Here is a 15,894-nt window from a genome sequence, read left to right on the forward strand (position 1 = left end):
TCCGGGCCGGGCGGTCAGCCCCTCGACACTCCGGCGCGGGCCAGCGCGAACACGCCGGCCGCGATCAGGGCCAGCCCCAGCAGCTGCGGGGCCAGCCACCAGCCGGTGCGGACGTGTTCTTCGTACAGCAGCACGCCCAGCAGCAGGCTGACGCAGGCGTCGCCGAGGGTGAGGGCGGGCTGGGAGGCGACCAGCGGGCCGCCCTGCATCGCGTGTTCGAGCAGCAGGAGGGCCGCGATGCCGGTCGCCCCGAACGCGTACGTCTGCCAGGTGGTCAGGAACGCGCCGAGGCCCCGCTCGTCCAGGATGTGCACCGCGGACTTCATCAGGCCCGCGGTCAGGGCGTAGCAGATCGCGGTCGCCGCCCCCAGGCATCCGGCGCGGGCCCGCCCCGGCGGCCGCCGCAGCCCGGTCGCCGCCAGCGCCAGCACGGCTGCAACGCACGCGGCGAGTGCCGGGACCCAGCGGTCGAGCGGCACATGGGTGCGGTTGCCGGCGGGCGCGGCGGCCGCCAGCGCGAGCCCGAGCCCGGCGACGACCGCCGCGACGGCCGGCCACGCCCCGGCGGCCGGCCGCTGCCGGGTCAGGGCAGTGGCGATCAGCAGAGCCAGCGGCAGCTCCAGCACGAACAGCGGCTGTACGAGGGACAGCGGGCCGGTCGCCAGCGCGACGGCCTGCCCCACCCCGGCGGCGATCACCGCAAGCATCCCGACGAGCCAGACCGGCCGCCGCAGCAGGTCCAGGATCAGCCCGGGCCGGAACCCGTCGGACCGCGGCACGCTCAGCGCCGCCTGCTGCTGCAGCACCGTGGCCAGCGCGTTGCTGAGCGCGGCGAACAACGCACAGAGAACCGGCACCACAACACCCATCCCCCGATCCTCACCCTCACCCCCACCCCCGCCGGCCACGACACGCACCGAGCCGCCGGCGGGCTTTCCGGGCCCCGGGCACACCGGCGTGACCGGCGGGTAACCTTGCGCGATCACGCACAAGATCCACTGGGGGGGCCATGAGCGACGTCAACGACTTTGCGGCGCGGCTGAGAGCGGAACAGGAGGACGGCTCCCGGCAGGCCGCCCTGGCACAGGACCGGAAGCGGCGCCGCCGGAAGCAGGTGCTGGCCGGCGCCGCGGGCCTGGCCGTCCTGGGCGGGTTCGCGGCCTGGCTGGTCGGCGCCACCTCGGGGGAGCGGGCGGCCGACGATCCCTTCGGCGCGGCAGCGCTGGAGCAGTCCATGTGGCCGCAGGAGTGGCCGGCGACGGAGGACTTCCCCTACCGCGGGTCCGCCGCGGCAGGCTGGGCCGAGGGGGAGAACGCCGTCGAGCTGCCGCCCGCGCGTGCCCTGGGCGGCATGTCCGAGGCGCAGGTCGAGCAGGCGCTCCTGCAGACGAAGGAGATCCTGGTGGCGGCGAACTTCGAACGGGTTCCGTACGGCGAGGTCTTCGCCCGGTTCGACCCCGGTTCCCCCGCGCTCGCCGCCCTGGCCGGGAACCCGGTCGGGCTCGTCACCCGCTTCGACCGGACGGAGCTCGTGCAGCACCCGTACCGGCAGAAGGCGAGGGGCCGGATCACCTATGCGGCGGCCCCCTCGGGCAAGGGGCTGGTGATCAAGACCGACCACACCTTCGTGCACCCCGTCGCCAGTGCCCGCGACGGCGCGTACGAGGTGGCCCCCGGCATCGCCGAGTGGGCCCGGGTGCTGACGAAGCGCCGGCTGGTGATCGCCGTCCGGCCGGACTCCCCGCTGCCGGTCCTGCAGTCGTACGCGGTCCGTCTGGGCAACGTGCGGTGCGAAGCCGCGGACGGTCTGGTGCACACGTACTTCCGGCTGGAGGCACGGGCCGCGGGCGTGGCCCGGGACACCTTCAACTGCCCGGAGATCGCCGGCTGAGGCCGGGGGCGGGGCCCGGCGGTTCGGCTCAGGGGGTGGTGGGCCAGGTGCGGAGGAGGGTGTCGAGGGCGGTGAGGATCTCGGTCCAGCTTTCCTGCGGGTCGGGGGCGCTGTGGCCGAAGCCGCCGGAGCCCTCCAGGGTCACGTAGCCGCTGAAGACGCTGCCCAGCAGCCGGACGGCGGTGGTCTGGTGGGGTTCGGCCAGGTCGTAGCCGCGCAGTACGGCCCGCATCATCCGGGCGTGCCGGACGCCCGCACTGGCGGCCGCGGTCTCGGGGTCGAGCGGGTGGCGGGCGGCCGTGAAGCGGCCCGGGTGTTCCCGGGCGTAGTCGCGGTAGGCGTTGGCGAAGGCATCGAGGGCGTCCTTGCCGGCCCGGCCGGCCACCGCGGCGGAGACCCGGTCGGCGAGTTCCTCCAGGGCCAGCAGCGCGATCCGGGTCTTCAGGTCGTGGGCGTTCCTGACGTGCGAGTACAGGCTCGCCGTCTTCACCCCGAACCGGCGGGCCAGCTCGGCCGGCGTCGTGTGCTCGAACCCGATCTCGTCGGCCAGCTCCGCCCCGGCCCGCACCAGGCGCTCCGTGGTCAGCCCCACTCGTGACATGGCGGTCCGCCGCCCTCCGCATCGCAATCCGTCGTTCCGCACGTGATCCAACACGCGCCTGAAGCGTTGGGGCAACTGCGCGGCTCGTGCGGGCGGGGAAACTCTGATGCGTACGGGCTTTCGGGCGTGCCAAGATCGCGGGGAAAGCGAGGTCCCGTGGACGAGTTGAGCCAGTTCGGTCCCGCCCTGGTCGCATGGGCGGCCGGTGGGGCGGGGGCGGAGGCGGCCGCCGTGAAGGCGCGGCGGCTGGCCCACGGCGGGGTGCGCAGGGCCGTGCTCGTCGAGGGCACCAGCGACCGGGTCGCGGTCGACGCGCTGGCGGCGCGCGCCGGGCGCGACCTCGCCGCCGAGGGGATCGCCGTCGTCGTGCTCGGCGGGGCGATGAACATCGGCCGGTTCCTGGACGTGTGCGGCCCGCCGGGGCTGGACCTGCCGCTCGCCGGCCTCTGCGACAAGGGTGAGGAACCGTTCTTCCGCCGCCACCTGGAGCGCGTCGGCCACGGCACGGCCCGGACGCCGGGCGGGCTGGACGCGCTCGGGTTCCACGTGTGCGTCGCCGACCTGGAGGACGAGTTCATCCGCGCGCTCGGCGCCGACGGCGTGCAGGAAGTGATCGCCGGCCAGGGCGAACTGCGCCCGTTCCGCACCTTCCAGGGCCAGCCCGCCCAGCGCACCCGCCCCGTCGAACACCAGCTCCGCCGGTTCCTCGGCACCCACAGCGGCCGCAAGGCGCAGTACGCCAAGGCCCTGGTCGACCACCTCGACCCCGCCCGCATCCCCCGCCCGCTGGAACGGCTCCTCGCTCACGTCTAGGGCCTGTTGCGAAGGTCCTGTTGCGCCGTGCGGGACCTTCGCAACACCCCCCAGCGCCCGATCCCGCGGACGGGCCTACTCCGGGACCGGTGGGGAGCCGTCGCCGGCGGGGCCCTCCGTGAGGGCGCGCAGCGCGGCGCGTTCGGAGAGCCAGCCGACCACGCGGATACGGCCGGGATCCAGGACGGGCAGGCCGCCGGTGTCCGCGCCGGCTGCCCCCGACAGCAGGGCCAGGCCCCGGCTCAGCGGCTCGTCGGCCGTCAGCACCGGTGGGAAGGAAGCGGCCTGCGACACGGGCTCCAGCGGGCCGGTCCCGGAACCGAGGGCCGTGGTCGCCGCCAGGGCGCCGACCACGCCGCAGTAGGCGCCCGTACCGTCCGCCAGCGGAAGGCCCGGCCGGCGCGCGGCGGTCAGCGCGGCCACCGCCTCGACGAGCGGGGTGCCGGCCGGCAGGCCCGCCGGCGCGGGCTCCATCACCTCGGCCACCGGCCGCCCGCCCGGGTCCGTGCGTTCCAGGTCGACGCCCCGGCGCCGCAGCTTCGCCGTGTACACGGTGTCCCGGCTCAGCAGCCGGCTGACGCCCGTCGCCACGGCCACGGCCGTCATCAGCGGCAGGATCACCCCGTACTCGCCCGTCAGCTCGAAGACGATCAGCACCGCCGTGATCGGGGCCCGGGCGGAACCGGCGAACACCGCGGCCATGGCGATCACCGCGTACACCGTGGGCGAGCCCACCACGGCCGCCGACGCATGGTGCCAGGCCTGTCCGTACGCACTGCCGAGCATCCCGCCGATGAACAGGCTCGGCGCGAACACCCCGCCGGAGCCGCCGATCCCGATCGTCAGGCTGCAGGCGAACATCTTCCCGGCCAGCAGCACCAGCAGGAATCCGATCGCGTAACCGCCCTCCACGCCCTCCTGCAGCACCGGATAGCCGACCCCGTACATCTGCGGCAGCGCCAGCAGGACCCCGCCCAGCAGCAGCCCGCCCACGGCCGGCCGCAGCCACTCCGGCCCGCGCCACACGGCGTCGCACGCGTCCTCCACCAGGTAGAGCACCTTCGTGAACAGCACGCCCACCGCGCCCGCGATCGCACCCAGCAGCAGGAACAGCCCGTACGCGAACACGTGGTCCACCGTCAGGGGCGGCAGGTCCAGGAACGGACGGTCGCCGAGCACCGACCGGCCGGCCACGCTCGCCGTCACCGACGCCATCGCCACCAGACCGAAACTGCGGACCGTGAAGTCCCGCAGGATGAGCTCCATCGCGAAGAACAGCCCCGCCAGCGGCGCGTTGAAGGTGGCCGCGATGCCGCCCGCGGCACCGCAGGCCACCAGCAGCCGCAGGTGTGCCGCTCCGCAGCGCACCCACCCGCCCAGCGTCGAGCCGAGGGCGGCGCCGATCTGCACGATCGGCCCCTCGCGCCCCACGGAACCGCCGCCGCCGATGCACAGCGCCGAGGCCACGGACTTCACCAGCGCCACCTTCGGCGCGATCCGCCCGCCCTGCCGGGCCACCGCGAACATCACTTCCGGCACACCGTGCCCCCGCGCCTCGCGGGCGAACCGCTGCACCAGCGGCCCGTACGCGAGGCCGGCGACGACCGGGGTGAACAGGACGAACCAGGGTCCGAGCCAGGGCACGTGCGGGTTCGCGGCCCGGCCCGCGTCCGAGTAGTCCTCGTGGCCGGTGAGGACCAGGGTGACCGCCTCGATCATCCAGCGGAACAGCACGGCGCCGTAGCCCGCGCCGACGCCCACCAGCACGGCGAGTACGGCGAGCCCGGCGGGGGAGTCCCGCAGCCGGCGCGCGGAGGCAGCCGCGGTCCGCTCGCGCGCGGGGCGGGCCGGTTTGCCGGCGGGGGCGGGGGTGGGGATCGTCACGGGCACCACTGTGGACGCCCGCCCGGCGCTTCGGCGGCGTAGACACGGCGGCGGGCGGTCCCTCCGGAGCGGCCGGCCCCCTCGTCCGGTCCGCCGCCGGGTCTGCCGTCAGGCCGTCACGAGGTTGTGGTGAGGCCGTCGTGAGGCCGTCGTCAGGCCTTGAGCATCCGGCCCGCCACCGTCAGCGCCACCCGGCGCGGGGCCAGGGCGGACGCCAGCGCCGAGACCCGGTTGCCCAGGCCCGCCACGATGCTCGGCGGGGTGCTGCCCCGCTCCAGGGCCCGGCGGGTGGCCGTCACCACCTGCTCGGCCGTGGCCATCCGGCCCACGGCGGCGTCCTTGCCCGCTACGTCGAAGAACTCGGTGCTGACCGGCCCCGGAGAGACCGCCAGCACCCGCAGCGGCGAGCGGCGCACCTCGTACCCGACGGCCTCGGTGAAGTTCAGCACGAAGGCCTTGGTCGCCCCGTAGACGGCCATCGCGGGGGTCGGCTGGTAGGCCGCCGCACTGGCGACGGTGACCAGGGCACCCCGGCCGTCGGCCAGCAGGCCGGGCAGGAAGGCCCGGGTCAGCTCGGCCACTGCCGTCACGTTGACCTGGATCATCTCGGTGATCTGCGCCGGGTCCTGGTGGGTCAGGTGACCGTGGCTGCCGAAACCGGCGTTGTTGACCAGGGTGTGGACCGTGATCCCGCGGGCGTCCAGCTCCGCGCGCAGGCCGGCCGCCGCGCCCGGAAGGGCCAGGTCGGCGGCGACGGCGTGCGCCTTCACGCCGTACCGCGCCGACAGGTCGGCCGCCAGCTCCTCCAGGCGGTCCAGGCGCCGGGCGACGAGGACGAGGTCCGCGCCGCGCTCGGCCCACTGGCGGGCGAACTCCGCCCCGAGGCCGGAGCTGGCCCCGGTGATCAGTGCCACTGTGTTCCGGTACGTCATGCCCATCGCCCTGCTCCGTTTCCCGCGTCGGAATGCCTCGTCCTCGAATGTAGACAGAGTCATCATTGTAGTCAACGACAACATTGGCAGGATGGGTGTCCGCACATGGTCACCAACGAAGGAGGGGACGTTGACCGACCGGTCGTACCATCACGGAAACCTCAGGTCAGCCCTGCTGGAACGGGCGGAGGAGGTGCTGGCCGCGGCCGGCGCGGAGGGGCTGTCGCTGCGCGCCCTCGCCCGCGACCTCGGCGTCAGCCACGCGGCGCCGTCCCGGCACTTCCGGGACCGGCAGGCCCTGCTGGACGCCCTGGCCGTCGGCGGCTTCACCCGGCTCAACGCCCGCCTCCAGGCCGAGGCCGACGCGCCCGGCCCGGTCGCCGCCCGGCTGGCGGGTCTCGGCCGCGCCTACCTCGACTTCGCCGTCACCCACGCACCGCTGCTGGACCTCATGTTCACGGCGAAGCACGCCGAGGGCTCGAGCGAGGAACTGCGCGAACTCGGCCACCACTCCATGGCGGTCGCCGCCGGACTCCTCGCCGCCGGGCAGCAGGAGGGCGCCGTCCGCGCCGGCGACCCGGCCCGCCTCGCCCAGGTCGCGTTCTCCGCCCTGCACGGCCTCGCCGCGCTCGCGGTCGGCGGGCTCCTGGACGACACCCCGCTGCCGGAGGCCACCGAACTGACCCTCGACGTCCTGCTCGCCGGGCTGACACCCGTGGCCGCCGGGGCCGGTGGATAGCGGCCACCTGCCACGGGTGCCGGCGGGGCGCCGGAGCAGGCGGTCGTGGAGGTGCGGGTCCGGCCGGGGCGGCGGACACTGGCCGTACCTGTTTGCAGCCAGGGGAGAGTGCGCGATGCCCGCTCCGACCGTCCGCCTGACACCCGACGGCTACGTCGTCTCGTGCGAGACGCTGGCCGGCATCGAGGGGCACGGCCCCACCGAGACCGCCGCCTGGACCGACTTCTGGAAGGCCCTCCACACGGCCTGGCAGCCGTCCGACGCCCAGGGCCCGCACGCCCCGCACGACGAGGCACACGGCCTGCGCGCCCACGGGCGACAGGCCCTGCAACGCCTGCGCGAATGACGCCCGTAACGCCTGTGCGAATGCCGCCCGTAGGCCCCCTCACCCCTTCCGTGCGCCGGCCACCCGCGCCCGCCGGCGCGACCGCGGCCGGTCCTGCGGTGCCCCGACGCACAGCGTGAAGGTCACCGAAACCGACGCCCCGCCCAGCGGCCCGCGCGTGATGCGCACCGCGCCCTGCGCCGCGACCGCCGCCCGGCGGGCGATGTCCAGACCCAGCCCGGTGGACCCCGTACTCCCACCGCGCGCCAGCGCCCCGTCCGGGTCGGCGATCCCGGGGCCCGCGTCGTGGACGGCGAACTCCACGGTGTGCGCGGTCCGGCTCACCGCGATCTCCAGAGCCGTGCCCGGCGGCGTGTACCGGAACACGTTCCCCACCAGGGCGTCCACCACGGCCGTGATGTCCGACTCCGGCAGCCCCACCGGCGTCGGCTCGTCGGTGACCTGCACCTGGCACGGCCGCCCCTGCTGCCCCGCCAGCACCGCCCAGAACCCGGCCCGCTGGCCCACGACCTCGGCCACCTCGCAGCGCTCCGCGTCCGCGGGCGGCCCCTCCGGTGCGCCGTCCCCGCGCAGCACCCGCCCCATCGGGCCCACCGCCAGCGGGGTGCGGGCCTCGGCGATGATCGCGCCCAGCTCCCGCTCCAGCTCGTCGACCGCCGCCTGGATCCGGCCGGTCTCGGCGCCCGGCGGAATCCGCTCCACCGCCAGGTGCAGCGCGGTCAGCGGGGTGCGCAGCCGGTGCGACAGGTCGGCGACCAGTTCCCGTTCCACCGCGAGCAGGTCCGTCATCCGGTCGGCCATCGTGTTGAACGCCGTACCGGCCTCCTTCAGCTCTGGCGGCCCCTTCGGCTGCACCCGGGAGTCCAGGTTGCCCGCCCCGAGGCGGCGGGCCGCCTCGGCCAGCCGCTTCGCCGAGGTGACGACCGCCGACCCCAGCCGGTCCGCCACCAGTACGGATCCGCCCAGCAGGACGACGGCCAGCCCGGCCATCACGCTCCACGACAGGGCCACCCCGCGGGTCAGCTCGTCGTCGGGCACGAAGTTCTCCACCACCGCCACCCGGTCCTGCGGCAGGATCACCGGCTGGAGGTAGATCCAGCCGCCGGGCACGTCCCGCGAGATGGACTCGCGTTCCTGCACCGCGCGTTCCAGCACGTCCGGCGGAGCGTGCCCGGGGCCGCCGACGAACCGGCGGTCGGGCAGGTGGATGACCAGGTGCTCGGCCGCACGCAGCCCCGCCCCCGCCTCCTGCAGCTCCGCCGGATCGGTGGTGAGCGCCAGGATCGGCGCCATCGCCGCGGCGCTCTGCTCGGCTGCGGTGATGCTCTGCTCGCGCGCGAGCGACATCACCAGCAGCCCGAGCGGTATGAGGAAGGACAGGGCGACCATCGAGGTGACCGCCAGCGCCACCCCCGCCAGGGACCGCCTCACCGCGGCGCCCCGCGCTCGTCACCGGGTCTTCGGGGCCCTCGGGTCAAGGGAACAGCGCTCCTACGGATGGGCCGTGCCGCGGGCGGGAGCCCTTCAGCCGGCGGTGAACGACAGGTGGTCCGCAGTGGTGTGCACGGTCACGGCCCGGTCGGCCACGGGGATCGTACACCCCTCGGTCGAACTGCAGCTCGCATAGCCGATCAGCAGCCTGGCCTCGCCCGACGCGGTCGCGCGGATCGGCAGCCGGGCCGTCACCGGCCCGTCCGGATACACCGGAACGGCAGCCTCCACCCCCGGCACCCGGATCGTCTTCACCGGCGCGTCCACCGTCAGCTTCCCCGCCGCGGCCACGCCGCCCGAGGCCCGCACCTCGGTGGGCCGCCCCACCCCCTCGACGCCCTCCGCGGGCAGGCTCGTGCTGTACAGGTGGAAGCCGGGCTCGTCGGGGGTGAACGTGGCCTCCACGGTGCCCGCGGACGCGTCCCAGTCGGCGACGCTCAGCCGGACGGTGACCCCGTTCTCGTTGAACTCCGTCACCGCCGCGGGCGGCTTCGCGGCCGCCTCGTCCTGGCCGCAGCCGGTGACCGCCGTGGCCGCCAGCAGCACGGCCGCCGCCACCGCGACCCGGACCGGGCCCGGCCCTCCGGTCCGGCGCCGGGTACCGCGTACGGCCCGGGACGCGTGGGGCTGTGCCTCGGGGGCGTGTCGTCTCATGTCGTTCTTCCGTCTTTCTTCGGTACGGGGGAGGGCGCGCGGCACCACGGCTACAGCGCGGCGCCCGTGTCGGCCAGCCGCAGCTGGAGGACGTACACCAGGTCGGACCAGATGCCGGTGGCCAGCAGCGCTCCCACCAGGACGAGCATCGCGCCGCCGGTCCGCATGACCGTCCGGTGGTGGCTGCGGACCCAGCGGAACGCGCCCAGGGCGCGCCGGAACGCGAGGGCGGTGAGCAGGAACGGCGCCCCCAGCCCGATGCAGTAGCAGACCATCAGCAGCGCGCCCCGCCCGGCGCTCGCCTCGTTCCACGCCAGCGCCTGCACGGCGGCCAGCGTCGGCCCGATGCACGGCGTCCAGCCGACGCCGAACACGACACCCAGCAGCGGCGCCCCCAGCAGTCCGAACGCGGGCCGGTGCCGGCTGCGCAGCTCCCGCTGGGTGAAGCCGGGCAGCCAGCCGGCGAACGCCAGGCCCATGGCGATCGTGAACAGGCCGAGCACCAGCGAGATGGTGTCCTGGTAGGCGATCAGGTTCCGGCCGACGTACCCGAACAGGGCACCGCCGGACACCAGCACGGCACTGAAACCGAGGACGAACAGCGCGGCCCCGGCGAGCATCCGCCCGCGCCGCCCGCCGTCCGCCGCCGTCAGGTCGGCCACCGACAGGCTTGTGACGTAGCTCAGATAGCCCGGCACCAGCGGCAGCACGCACGGCGAGAGGAACGACACCAGACCGGCGAGCACCGCCACCGGCACGGCCAGCACCAGCGTGCCGGACACCGCCCCCGGCTCCAGGGCCGCCGCCAGCGCCGGCCACGCCGGGCCGGTCACACGCCCTCCTCGGCGATGCGCGTCACCAGCGGTTCCAGCTGCGCCCGGGTCACCGGGCCGGACACCGAGGCCGCGATCCGGCCCAGCCGGTCCACGACCAGGGTGGAGGGGATGGACTGCGGGTTGAGCAGCGCCGGCGGGAACGCCAGGAGCAGCTTCCCGTCCGGGTCGTGCAGGCTGGGGAAGCGCAGCCCGTACGTCTTCTCGAACGCCCGGGCGGGTCCGGTCGAGCGGTCCCGGACGTTGATGCCCAGCAGCTGCACCCCGCGCGGCTCCAGACCGCCGCGCAGCTGCTCCAGCTCCCCGGCCTCGGCCCGGCAGGGCGCGCACCAGGAGCCCCACACGTTGAGCACCACGACCTTGCCGCGGTAGGAGCCGAGCGACAGCTCCCGGCCGGCGAGGTCCTTGCCGGCGGTGCCCGGGGCGAGCTGCCGTTCCGCCGCCGGGATGACCGCCGCGGTGGCGGCCGTCCCGGCGGCGGACCGGTCCGTCCCGGACCCGGTCGCCGCCGTGCCCGGTCCGCCGGCCGGGCCGGCCGGAGAGCCGTCCGAAGAGCTGCAGCCGGCCGCCGCCACGGCGAGGAGGAGCAGGGCGGCCGCCGCACGTCCGCGGCGCGCGCGGTGGTGCGCCGCCATCAGGCCCACTTCCGCAGGAACGCGCTCAGACCGTCGGTGGTCAGGCTCGGGTTGCCCGTCGAGTGGGTCTCGGTGACGACGTTGCCGTTGCCGTCCAGGACGACGAGCACCGGCATCTTGTACGCGCCTTCGCCCGAGCAGTAGCTGCGCAGCAGGTCGAAGGCCCCGGAGTTCTGGCTGCCGATGTCCACCTTCACCACGTGGTAGGAGGCGTCGAGCAGCTTGCCCACGGCGCTGGTGCCGAACACCTTGTCCGCGGCCTTGCAGTTGCCGCACCAGTTGGCGCCGAAATCGACGAGCACCCGCTTGCCGTCTGCCTTGGCGGCGGCCACGGCCGCCTTGACGGCCTGCTTGGCGTCCGAGGCCGGGTAGCCGGCGACGAAGCCCGAATCGCCGGACGCGGAACCGCCGCCGCTCTTCGTCGGCGTGACGGCCGGCTTGGCCGCGGGCTTCGCGGGGCGCGGCGCCGCGGAAGGCTTCGCGGCGCTCTTGGCGGCGGGTGCGGCGGCGGATCGTGCGGGGCGGTCCGCCGGCGCGGCCGCGGCCGGCGCGGAAGCGGACGCCTTCGCGGCGGGGGTGGCGGAGGCCGAGGCGGCCGGGTCCGCCGTCGGTTCGGCCTCGCCGCCGTCCGGGGTCTGCGCGGCCGGCACGTCCGGGACGGAGGCTGCCGAGACGCGCTGTGCGTCCTCGTTCTTCGTGTCCGCGGCGCCGCAGGCGGTCGCCAGAGCGGCCGTCGCGACGGTGAGGGAGACGGCGGAGAAGCGGACGAGTCCCGATATGCGGGAGGTGTTCGGGCGCCGGTGTGCGGCCATGGCGGATCAGCCCCTTGGTTCGGTGGGATCCCCGCGGCCGGGCGGTGGCCGGCGCGGAGCGGGGGGTCAGAACACCCTGGCGGCAGGTCCGCCGGACGGAGGTGATCGTTCTGACCGACCGTGAGCCTAGGGGCCGTCAGGCCGCCCGGAGCCGTCCTGAGCGGACCCCTCAGGGAGGCTTAAGGAACTGCTCAGGTTTGCGCCCGGACGTACGTCCCCGCAGGTCGCACCGGGTGGGACGGACCGGTCCGGAACGTCCGCAACCGCTCACAGCCGGGTCTCGCGGACGCTGGCCCGTGCGGTGGGCACCACCGTCGCCGTGATCGTCGAACGGTGGCCGTCGCTGGTGAACACGACCACCAGGGTGTCCGGATCGGTCTGCTGCGTGCTGGTCCGGAACCCGGGGTCGGGCACCGCCGAGACGAAGCACACCCGGGTCCGCCCGTACTGCACGGTGACCTTGCCGCCCTGCGACGGCACCGTGTGGCGGCCCGGTCCGCCGCTGCACTGCGCCGACGGCCGGGGCGCGGGCGACGGCGAGGCCGCCCGGGTGGGGGAGGGCGAGGGGGTCCGCGGCGCCTGCGGCGCCTGCACCGACGGGCGGGCCGGCGAGGCGGTCGGGGTCTGCGGGCCCGCCGACGCCGAGGCCGGGGCGCCCACCAGCACGGACGGCGACGGGAACACGGCCTGCACCGACCGCGCGGCGGGTGGCGTCGGCCGGGTCAGGCCGATGACGAAGTACACCGTGAGCATCACCGCGGTGACGCTGGCCGCGGTGCACGACAGCCATATGAGGAGGTAGCGCGTGAGGCGTGGCACCGCATCAGTGTGGCGGACGGCCGCCGTCCGGATCGCGCTGCCCCCACGCCATCAGCATGCCCGGCCCCAGCTCGGCGAGGCCCGGCGACGCCAGGTACGCCAGCGCCTCCTCGACGGTGGACGCGTCCACCCGGCCGGTCGCCGTCAGTTCGGGCCGCATCCGCTGCCAGGTCTGCGACCAGAAGCCGGCGAGCGGACTGCCCGCGGTCAGCGGCGGGCAGTACAGCTCCGCGGCCACGCCCGTCAGGCCCTCCGCCCGCAGCACGTGCGGGTACGCCGGGACGGCCGAGATGTCGGTGCCGATCGTCGTGTGCAGGGCCTCCCACATGGCGTCCATGGTCCGCCGGTACGCGGAACCCGCGTCGAGCGGGTCGGGCAGCTCCACGGCGTCGCCCAGCAGCAGCCGCCCGCCGGGGTTCAGCCAGCCGGCCAGCCGGGACACGATGCGGCGGCGCTGCGGCAGGTGCATGAGCACGAACCGGGCGTGGACCAGGTCGTACGAGCCCGGTTCCAGGGCCTCGTCCGTGAGGTCGGCGGTGACCACCCGCAGCCGCGGGCCGGCCGGTCCCGCCAGGGCGCTCGTGTCGCGGTCGACGGCGACCACCTCGTCGACGCCCGCCTCCTCCAGCAGCCAGCGCGCGATCGTGCCGGTGCCGGCCCCCACCTCCAGGCAGCGCATGCCCGGACCGGCGCCCAGGGCCCGCAGCCGCCGGGTGGTGACGGGGTCGTACGCCGCCGCCCCCGCATCGATGCGCTCCGCCTCGCGGGGGTGGCCGGGCTCGAACAGGTCCCGGCCGTACCGGCCCGTGTGGTCGTCCGTCATGGCTCACTCACCTTCCGCGAGGCCGCCAGGCAAGCCGGCACGGCGACGGCCGCGCCGATGTACAGCAGCGCCGGGTAGCCCAGGCCGTGCACGACGGCACCGCCGACGGCGCCGGCCACCGACAGGCCCACGAACAGGGCGCTGTTGTTCCACGACAGCACGGCCGTCGCCCGCTCCGGGAACAGGTCGACCAGGTGTCGCTGCTGCGCCGGGAAGAACGCGTACCCGGCCAGCGCGAACAGGCCCAGCGCCCCGGCCAGCGCCCAAGTCACCGGATAGGCGAGGGCCACGGCAACTTCCAGCGCGGCCGTCAGCGCCAGCGCGGCCCGGGTCACGCGCACCGCCCCCACCCGGTCCGCGAACCGTCCGCCGACCTGCCCGCCGATCACGGCACCCACCCCGTACACCACCAGCAGCCAGGTCACCGACGATCCCCGCCCGTCGTCGTGCAGCGCCACGGCGAGGAACGTGTACAGGCTGTACACCGCGAACGCCCACAGCGCGGTGGCGGCGACGGCCGCCACGGCGTGCCGGCGCGGGGCCGATCCGGCGGCCGGGCCGGGGCCGCCCGTGGGGCCGGCGGCGCCCGCCGGCGGGCGGGTGCGCCAGACGAAGGCGTGGGGGAGGGCCAGCAGGAGGGTGCCGGCGGCCAGGATCACGAAGGCCGCCTGCCAGCCGACGTGCCGGCCCAGCAGCGAGCCCGCCGGGGCGCCCACCCAGAGGGCGGTCAGCAGTCCCGAGCCGACCACGGCCAGCACCTGGGCCCGTGCCTGCGGCCGGGCCCGCGTACTGACCAGGGCGTACACGGTGGGCCCGGTGGCGGCCGCCGCGATGCCGGCCACCACCCGCATCAGCAGCAGCAGGCCGTAGTCCCGCGCGAGCGCGGTGCCCACGTTGGCCGCGGAGAACAGCACCAGCGCCCACACGAGGACCGTGGCGCGGTCCCTGCGGTCGGAGAGCCGGCCGGCGAACGGCGAGGCCACCACGTACGCCACCGAGAAGGCCGTGACCAGCAGGCCGGTGCTGGTGGCGGACACGTCCAGGGACGCGGCGATCGCGGGCAGCAGCGGCGCCACCACGAACAGGTCGGTCCCCACCAGGAACTGCGTCAGCCAGGCCAGCGCCACCGGTCCGGCAGACAGGCCGGGCGCCGTCTCCTCGACCGCCTCGCCATGCGCCGAGTCCATCCTTCGACGCTATGCCGCCCCCGGACCTCCCGCCACAGCGCGCCCCGGTGGGACCCGGCCGGGCGGGCGGGGCGCCGGGACCGGCCGTACGGTGACGGGGTGGACAGAGTGACGGCGTCCGCGGTGCGGGCGCGGGTGGTGCGGCAGGTCCGGGAGCAGGGGCCGGTGGCCGCCCGGGTCCTCGTCGTCGCGGCGGTCGCCTGGCAGGTGACGCTGTGGGCGGGAGCCCGGCACCCGCCGGTGTACGCCGTCTTCGCCCCGCTCATGGCCCTGCGGAGCGACCCGTTCACCTCGATGACGGCCGTCCTGATGCGCATCCTCGGCGTGCTGGCGGGCGTAGCGCTCGGGCTGTCCCTGGTGACCCTGCTCAGTCCGTCGTTCGCCGCGCTGGTGGTGCTGCTGGCCCTGGCCCTGTTCCTGGGCCTCTTCGTCGGACCGGGGAACGCGTTCAACCCGCAGATCGGCCTGTCGTCGCTGCTGGTGCTCTCGAATCCGACGCCCGACGCGTACGGGCTCGCCCGCGTGTGGGAGACCGCGATGGGCGGCCTGGTCACGATCGTGCTGGCCCCACTGCTGTGGCCGCCGAACCCGCGGCGCGAGCTGGAGTCGCTGGCCCGGGACTGTGCCGAGCGGCTGACGGCGGCGCTCGCGGCCAGTGTCACCGTGCTGGGCGACCCGGCCGCGGCCCGGGCGAACCGGGTGCTCGTCGAGGCCGAGGCGGAACGGCTGGCCGCCTTCCGCGACCGGGCGGCCGAGGCGCAGCGGGCGATGCGGTTCAACCCGTTGCGGCGGCGGGACCGGGGGAGGGTGGCGGAGCTCGCCGGGCATCTGGCCGTGGTCGCCGGGTCGGCGCAGTACGCGGCGCTGCTGGCGGTCGAGGCGGATGCGCTGAGTGGGCGGGGGGCGGCGGTGAGCCCGGGGAGGACCGCGCTGCCGTCCGTCGTGGACGCGACCGGGCGTACCGTGTCTGCGCTGCTGGCCGGGGCGGATCCGGCCGGGCCTGCCGATGAGGCGCGCCGGCTGCTGGACGCGTACCGCCGCGCCGATCCGCAGCCCACTGCGGTGGCCCTCCGCCGCCCCTTCCTCAAACTCCTGGACACGTGCGTCCCGTGACCCCGCTCGTCCTCAAACGCCGGAGGGTCCGGGCGCGCGGCCTCGCCCCGCTGCAGGGGCTCCGCCCCCACACCCCCGGTCGTCAATCGCCGGACGGGCTGGAGTCTGCCCCCGCCCGGAGCTTCGCCTGCGGACTGGATGCCGCGGGACAAATCCAACCTCGCCGGCCACCTCCAACCTCGCCGGCACCAGCCAGCCCGTCCGGCACCCTCCAGCCCGCCCGGCGCTCGCGGCACGGGTCTGGGCTCCGCGGCAAAATCCAGCCCGTCCGGCGTTTGAGGACCGGGGTCTGGGGCGGAGCCCCAGTTCGGGAAGGGGCGG

The 15,894-nt window shown here is 75.6% G+C and carries 17 protein-coding genes; 5 read left to right on the forward strand and 12 right to left on the reverse strand.

Annotated features, from left to right (window positions below; genetic code table 11):
- Positions 1-14: 14 nt before the first annotated feature.
- Complete coding sequence (locus LG634_RS13515; RefSeq protein WP_226734019.1) at positions 15-869, reverse strand: DMT family transporter; 855 nt, start codon at positions 867-869, stop codon at positions 15-17.
- Between the two features lie 140 nt (positions 870-1,009).
- On the opposite strand from LG634_RS13515, the gene LG634_RS13520 reads away from it, so the two are divergent.
- Complete coding sequence (locus tag LG634_RS13520) at positions 1,010-1,891, forward strand: hypothetical protein (protein ID WP_226734020.1); 882 nt, start codon at positions 1,010-1,012, stop codon at positions 1,889-1,891.
- Positions 1,892-1,919: 28 nt separating this feature from the next.
- Here the strand turns inward: LG634_RS13520 and LG634_RS13525 are convergent, their stop codons facing one another.
- Positions 1,920-2,492: a TetR/AcrR family transcriptional regulator gene (locus tag LG634_RS13525; RefSeq protein WP_226734021.1), complete on the reverse strand. Its 573-nt coding sequence runs from the start codon at positions 2,490-2,492 to the stop codon at positions 1,920-1,922.
- Between the two features lie 156 nt (positions 2,493-2,648).
- Here LG634_RS13525 and LG634_RS13530 point away from each other — a divergent pair, with 156 nt between their 5' ends.
- Complete coding sequence (locus tag LG634_RS13530) at positions 2,649-3,305, forward strand: TOPRIM nucleotidyl transferase/hydrolase domain-containing protein (protein ID WP_226734022.1); 657 nt, start codon at positions 2,649-2,651, stop codon at positions 3,303-3,305.
- Positions 3,306-3,380: 75 nt separating this feature from the next.
- On the opposite strand, the gene LG634_RS13535 is transcribed toward LG634_RS13530, so the two are convergent.
- Entirely contained in the window at positions 3,381-5,024 is a 1,644-nt protein-coding gene (locus LG634_RS13535; RefSeq protein WP_226734038.1) for a chloride channel protein, read from the reverse strand.
- A gap of 317 nt (positions 5,025-5,341) precedes the next feature.
- The gene (locus tag LG634_RS13540) at positions 5,342-6,127 is read right to left on the reverse strand and encodes an SDR family NAD(P)-dependent oxidoreductase (protein ID WP_226734023.1); all 786 of its coding nucleotides are present in this window, start codon (positions 6,125-6,127) and stop codon (positions 5,342-5,344) included.
- Between the two features lie 124 nt (positions 6,128-6,251).
- Between LG634_RS13540 and LG634_RS13545 the strand changes: the two genes are divergently transcribed.
- The gene (locus LG634_RS13545) at positions 6,252-6,860 is read left to right on the forward strand and encodes a TetR/AcrR family transcriptional regulator (RefSeq protein ID WP_226734024.1); all 609 of its coding nucleotides are present in this window, start codon (positions 6,252-6,254) and stop codon (positions 6,858-6,860) included.
- 115 nt (positions 6,861-6,975) lie between these two features.
- Positions 6,976-7,206 carry a hypothetical protein gene (locus LG634_RS13550; RefSeq protein ID WP_226734025.1) on the forward strand — a complete coding sequence of 77 codons (231 nt, stop codon included), beginning with the start codon at positions 6,976-6,978 and terminating at the stop codon, positions 7,204-7,206.
- A gap of 39 nt (positions 7,207-7,245) precedes the next feature.
- Here the strand turns inward: LG634_RS13550 and LG634_RS13555 are convergent, their stop codons facing one another.
- The 8 genes from LG634_RS13555 to LG634_RS13590 form a co-directional block, all read right to left on the reverse strand.
- Positions 7,246-8,637 carry a HAMP domain-containing sensor histidine kinase gene (locus LG634_RS13555; RefSeq protein WP_226734026.1) on the reverse strand — a complete coding sequence of 464 codons (1,392 nt, stop codon included), beginning with the start codon at positions 8,635-8,637 and terminating at the stop codon, positions 7,246-7,248.
- 93 nt (positions 8,638-8,730) lie between these two features.
- Complete coding sequence (locus LG634_RS13560; RefSeq protein ID WP_226734027.1) at positions 8,731-9,351, reverse strand: protein-disulfide reductase DsbD domain-containing protein; 621 nt, start codon at positions 9,349-9,351, stop codon at positions 8,731-8,733.
- A 50-nt stretch (positions 9,352-9,401) separates the two neighbouring features.
- Positions 9,402-10,184 carry a cytochrome c biogenesis CcdA family protein gene (locus tag LG634_RS13565; protein ID WP_226734028.1) on the reverse strand — a complete coding sequence of 261 codons (783 nt, stop codon included), beginning with the start codon at positions 10,182-10,184 and terminating at the stop codon, positions 9,402-9,404.
- Positions 10,181-10,819, reverse strand: a complete 639-nt coding sequence (locus LG634_RS13570; protein ID WP_226734029.1) for a TlpA family protein disulfide reductase — start codon at positions 10,817-10,819, stop codon at positions 10,181-10,183. Before LG634_RS13570 ends, LG634_RS13565 begins: the two co-directional genes overlap by 4 nt.
- Positions 10,819-11,631, reverse strand: a complete 813-nt coding sequence (locus LG634_RS13575; protein WP_226734030.1) for a thioredoxin family protein — start codon at positions 11,629-11,631, stop codon at positions 10,819-10,821. The genes LG634_RS13570 and LG634_RS13575 overlap by 1 nt, the downstream gene beginning before the upstream one ends.
- A 267-nt stretch (positions 11,632-11,898) precedes the next feature.
- Positions 11,899-12,450, reverse strand: a complete 552-nt coding sequence (locus LG634_RS37840; RefSeq protein ID WP_264203071.1) for a hypothetical protein — start codon at positions 12,448-12,450, stop codon at positions 11,899-11,901.
- 4 nt (positions 12,451-12,454) lie between these two features.
- Positions 12,455-13,273 carry a class I SAM-dependent methyltransferase gene (locus tag LG634_RS13585; RefSeq protein WP_226734031.1) on the reverse strand — a complete coding sequence of 273 codons (819 nt, stop codon included), beginning with the start codon at positions 13,271-13,273 and terminating at the stop codon, positions 12,455-12,457.
- On the reverse strand, positions 13,270-14,460 hold the full coding sequence (locus tag LG634_RS13590; protein WP_226734032.1) for an MFS transporter: 1,191 nt from the start codon (positions 14,458-14,460) through the stop codon (positions 13,270-13,272). The genes LG634_RS13585 and LG634_RS13590 overlap by 4 nt, the downstream gene beginning before the upstream one ends.
- Positions 14,461-14,559: 99 nt before the next feature.
- Here LG634_RS13590 and LG634_RS13595 point away from each other — a divergent pair, with 99 nt between their 5' ends.
- Complete coding sequence (locus LG634_RS13595) at positions 14,560-15,573, forward strand: FUSC family protein (protein WP_226734033.1); 1,014 nt, start codon at positions 14,560-14,562, stop codon at positions 15,571-15,573.
- Positions 15,574-15,894 lie beyond the last annotated feature (321 nt).

It is taken from the genome of Streptomyces bambusae (assembly GCF_020532645.1).
Classification (GTDB): Bacteria; Actinomycetota; Actinomycetes; order Streptomycetales; family Streptomycetaceae; genus Streptomyces; species Streptomyces bambusae.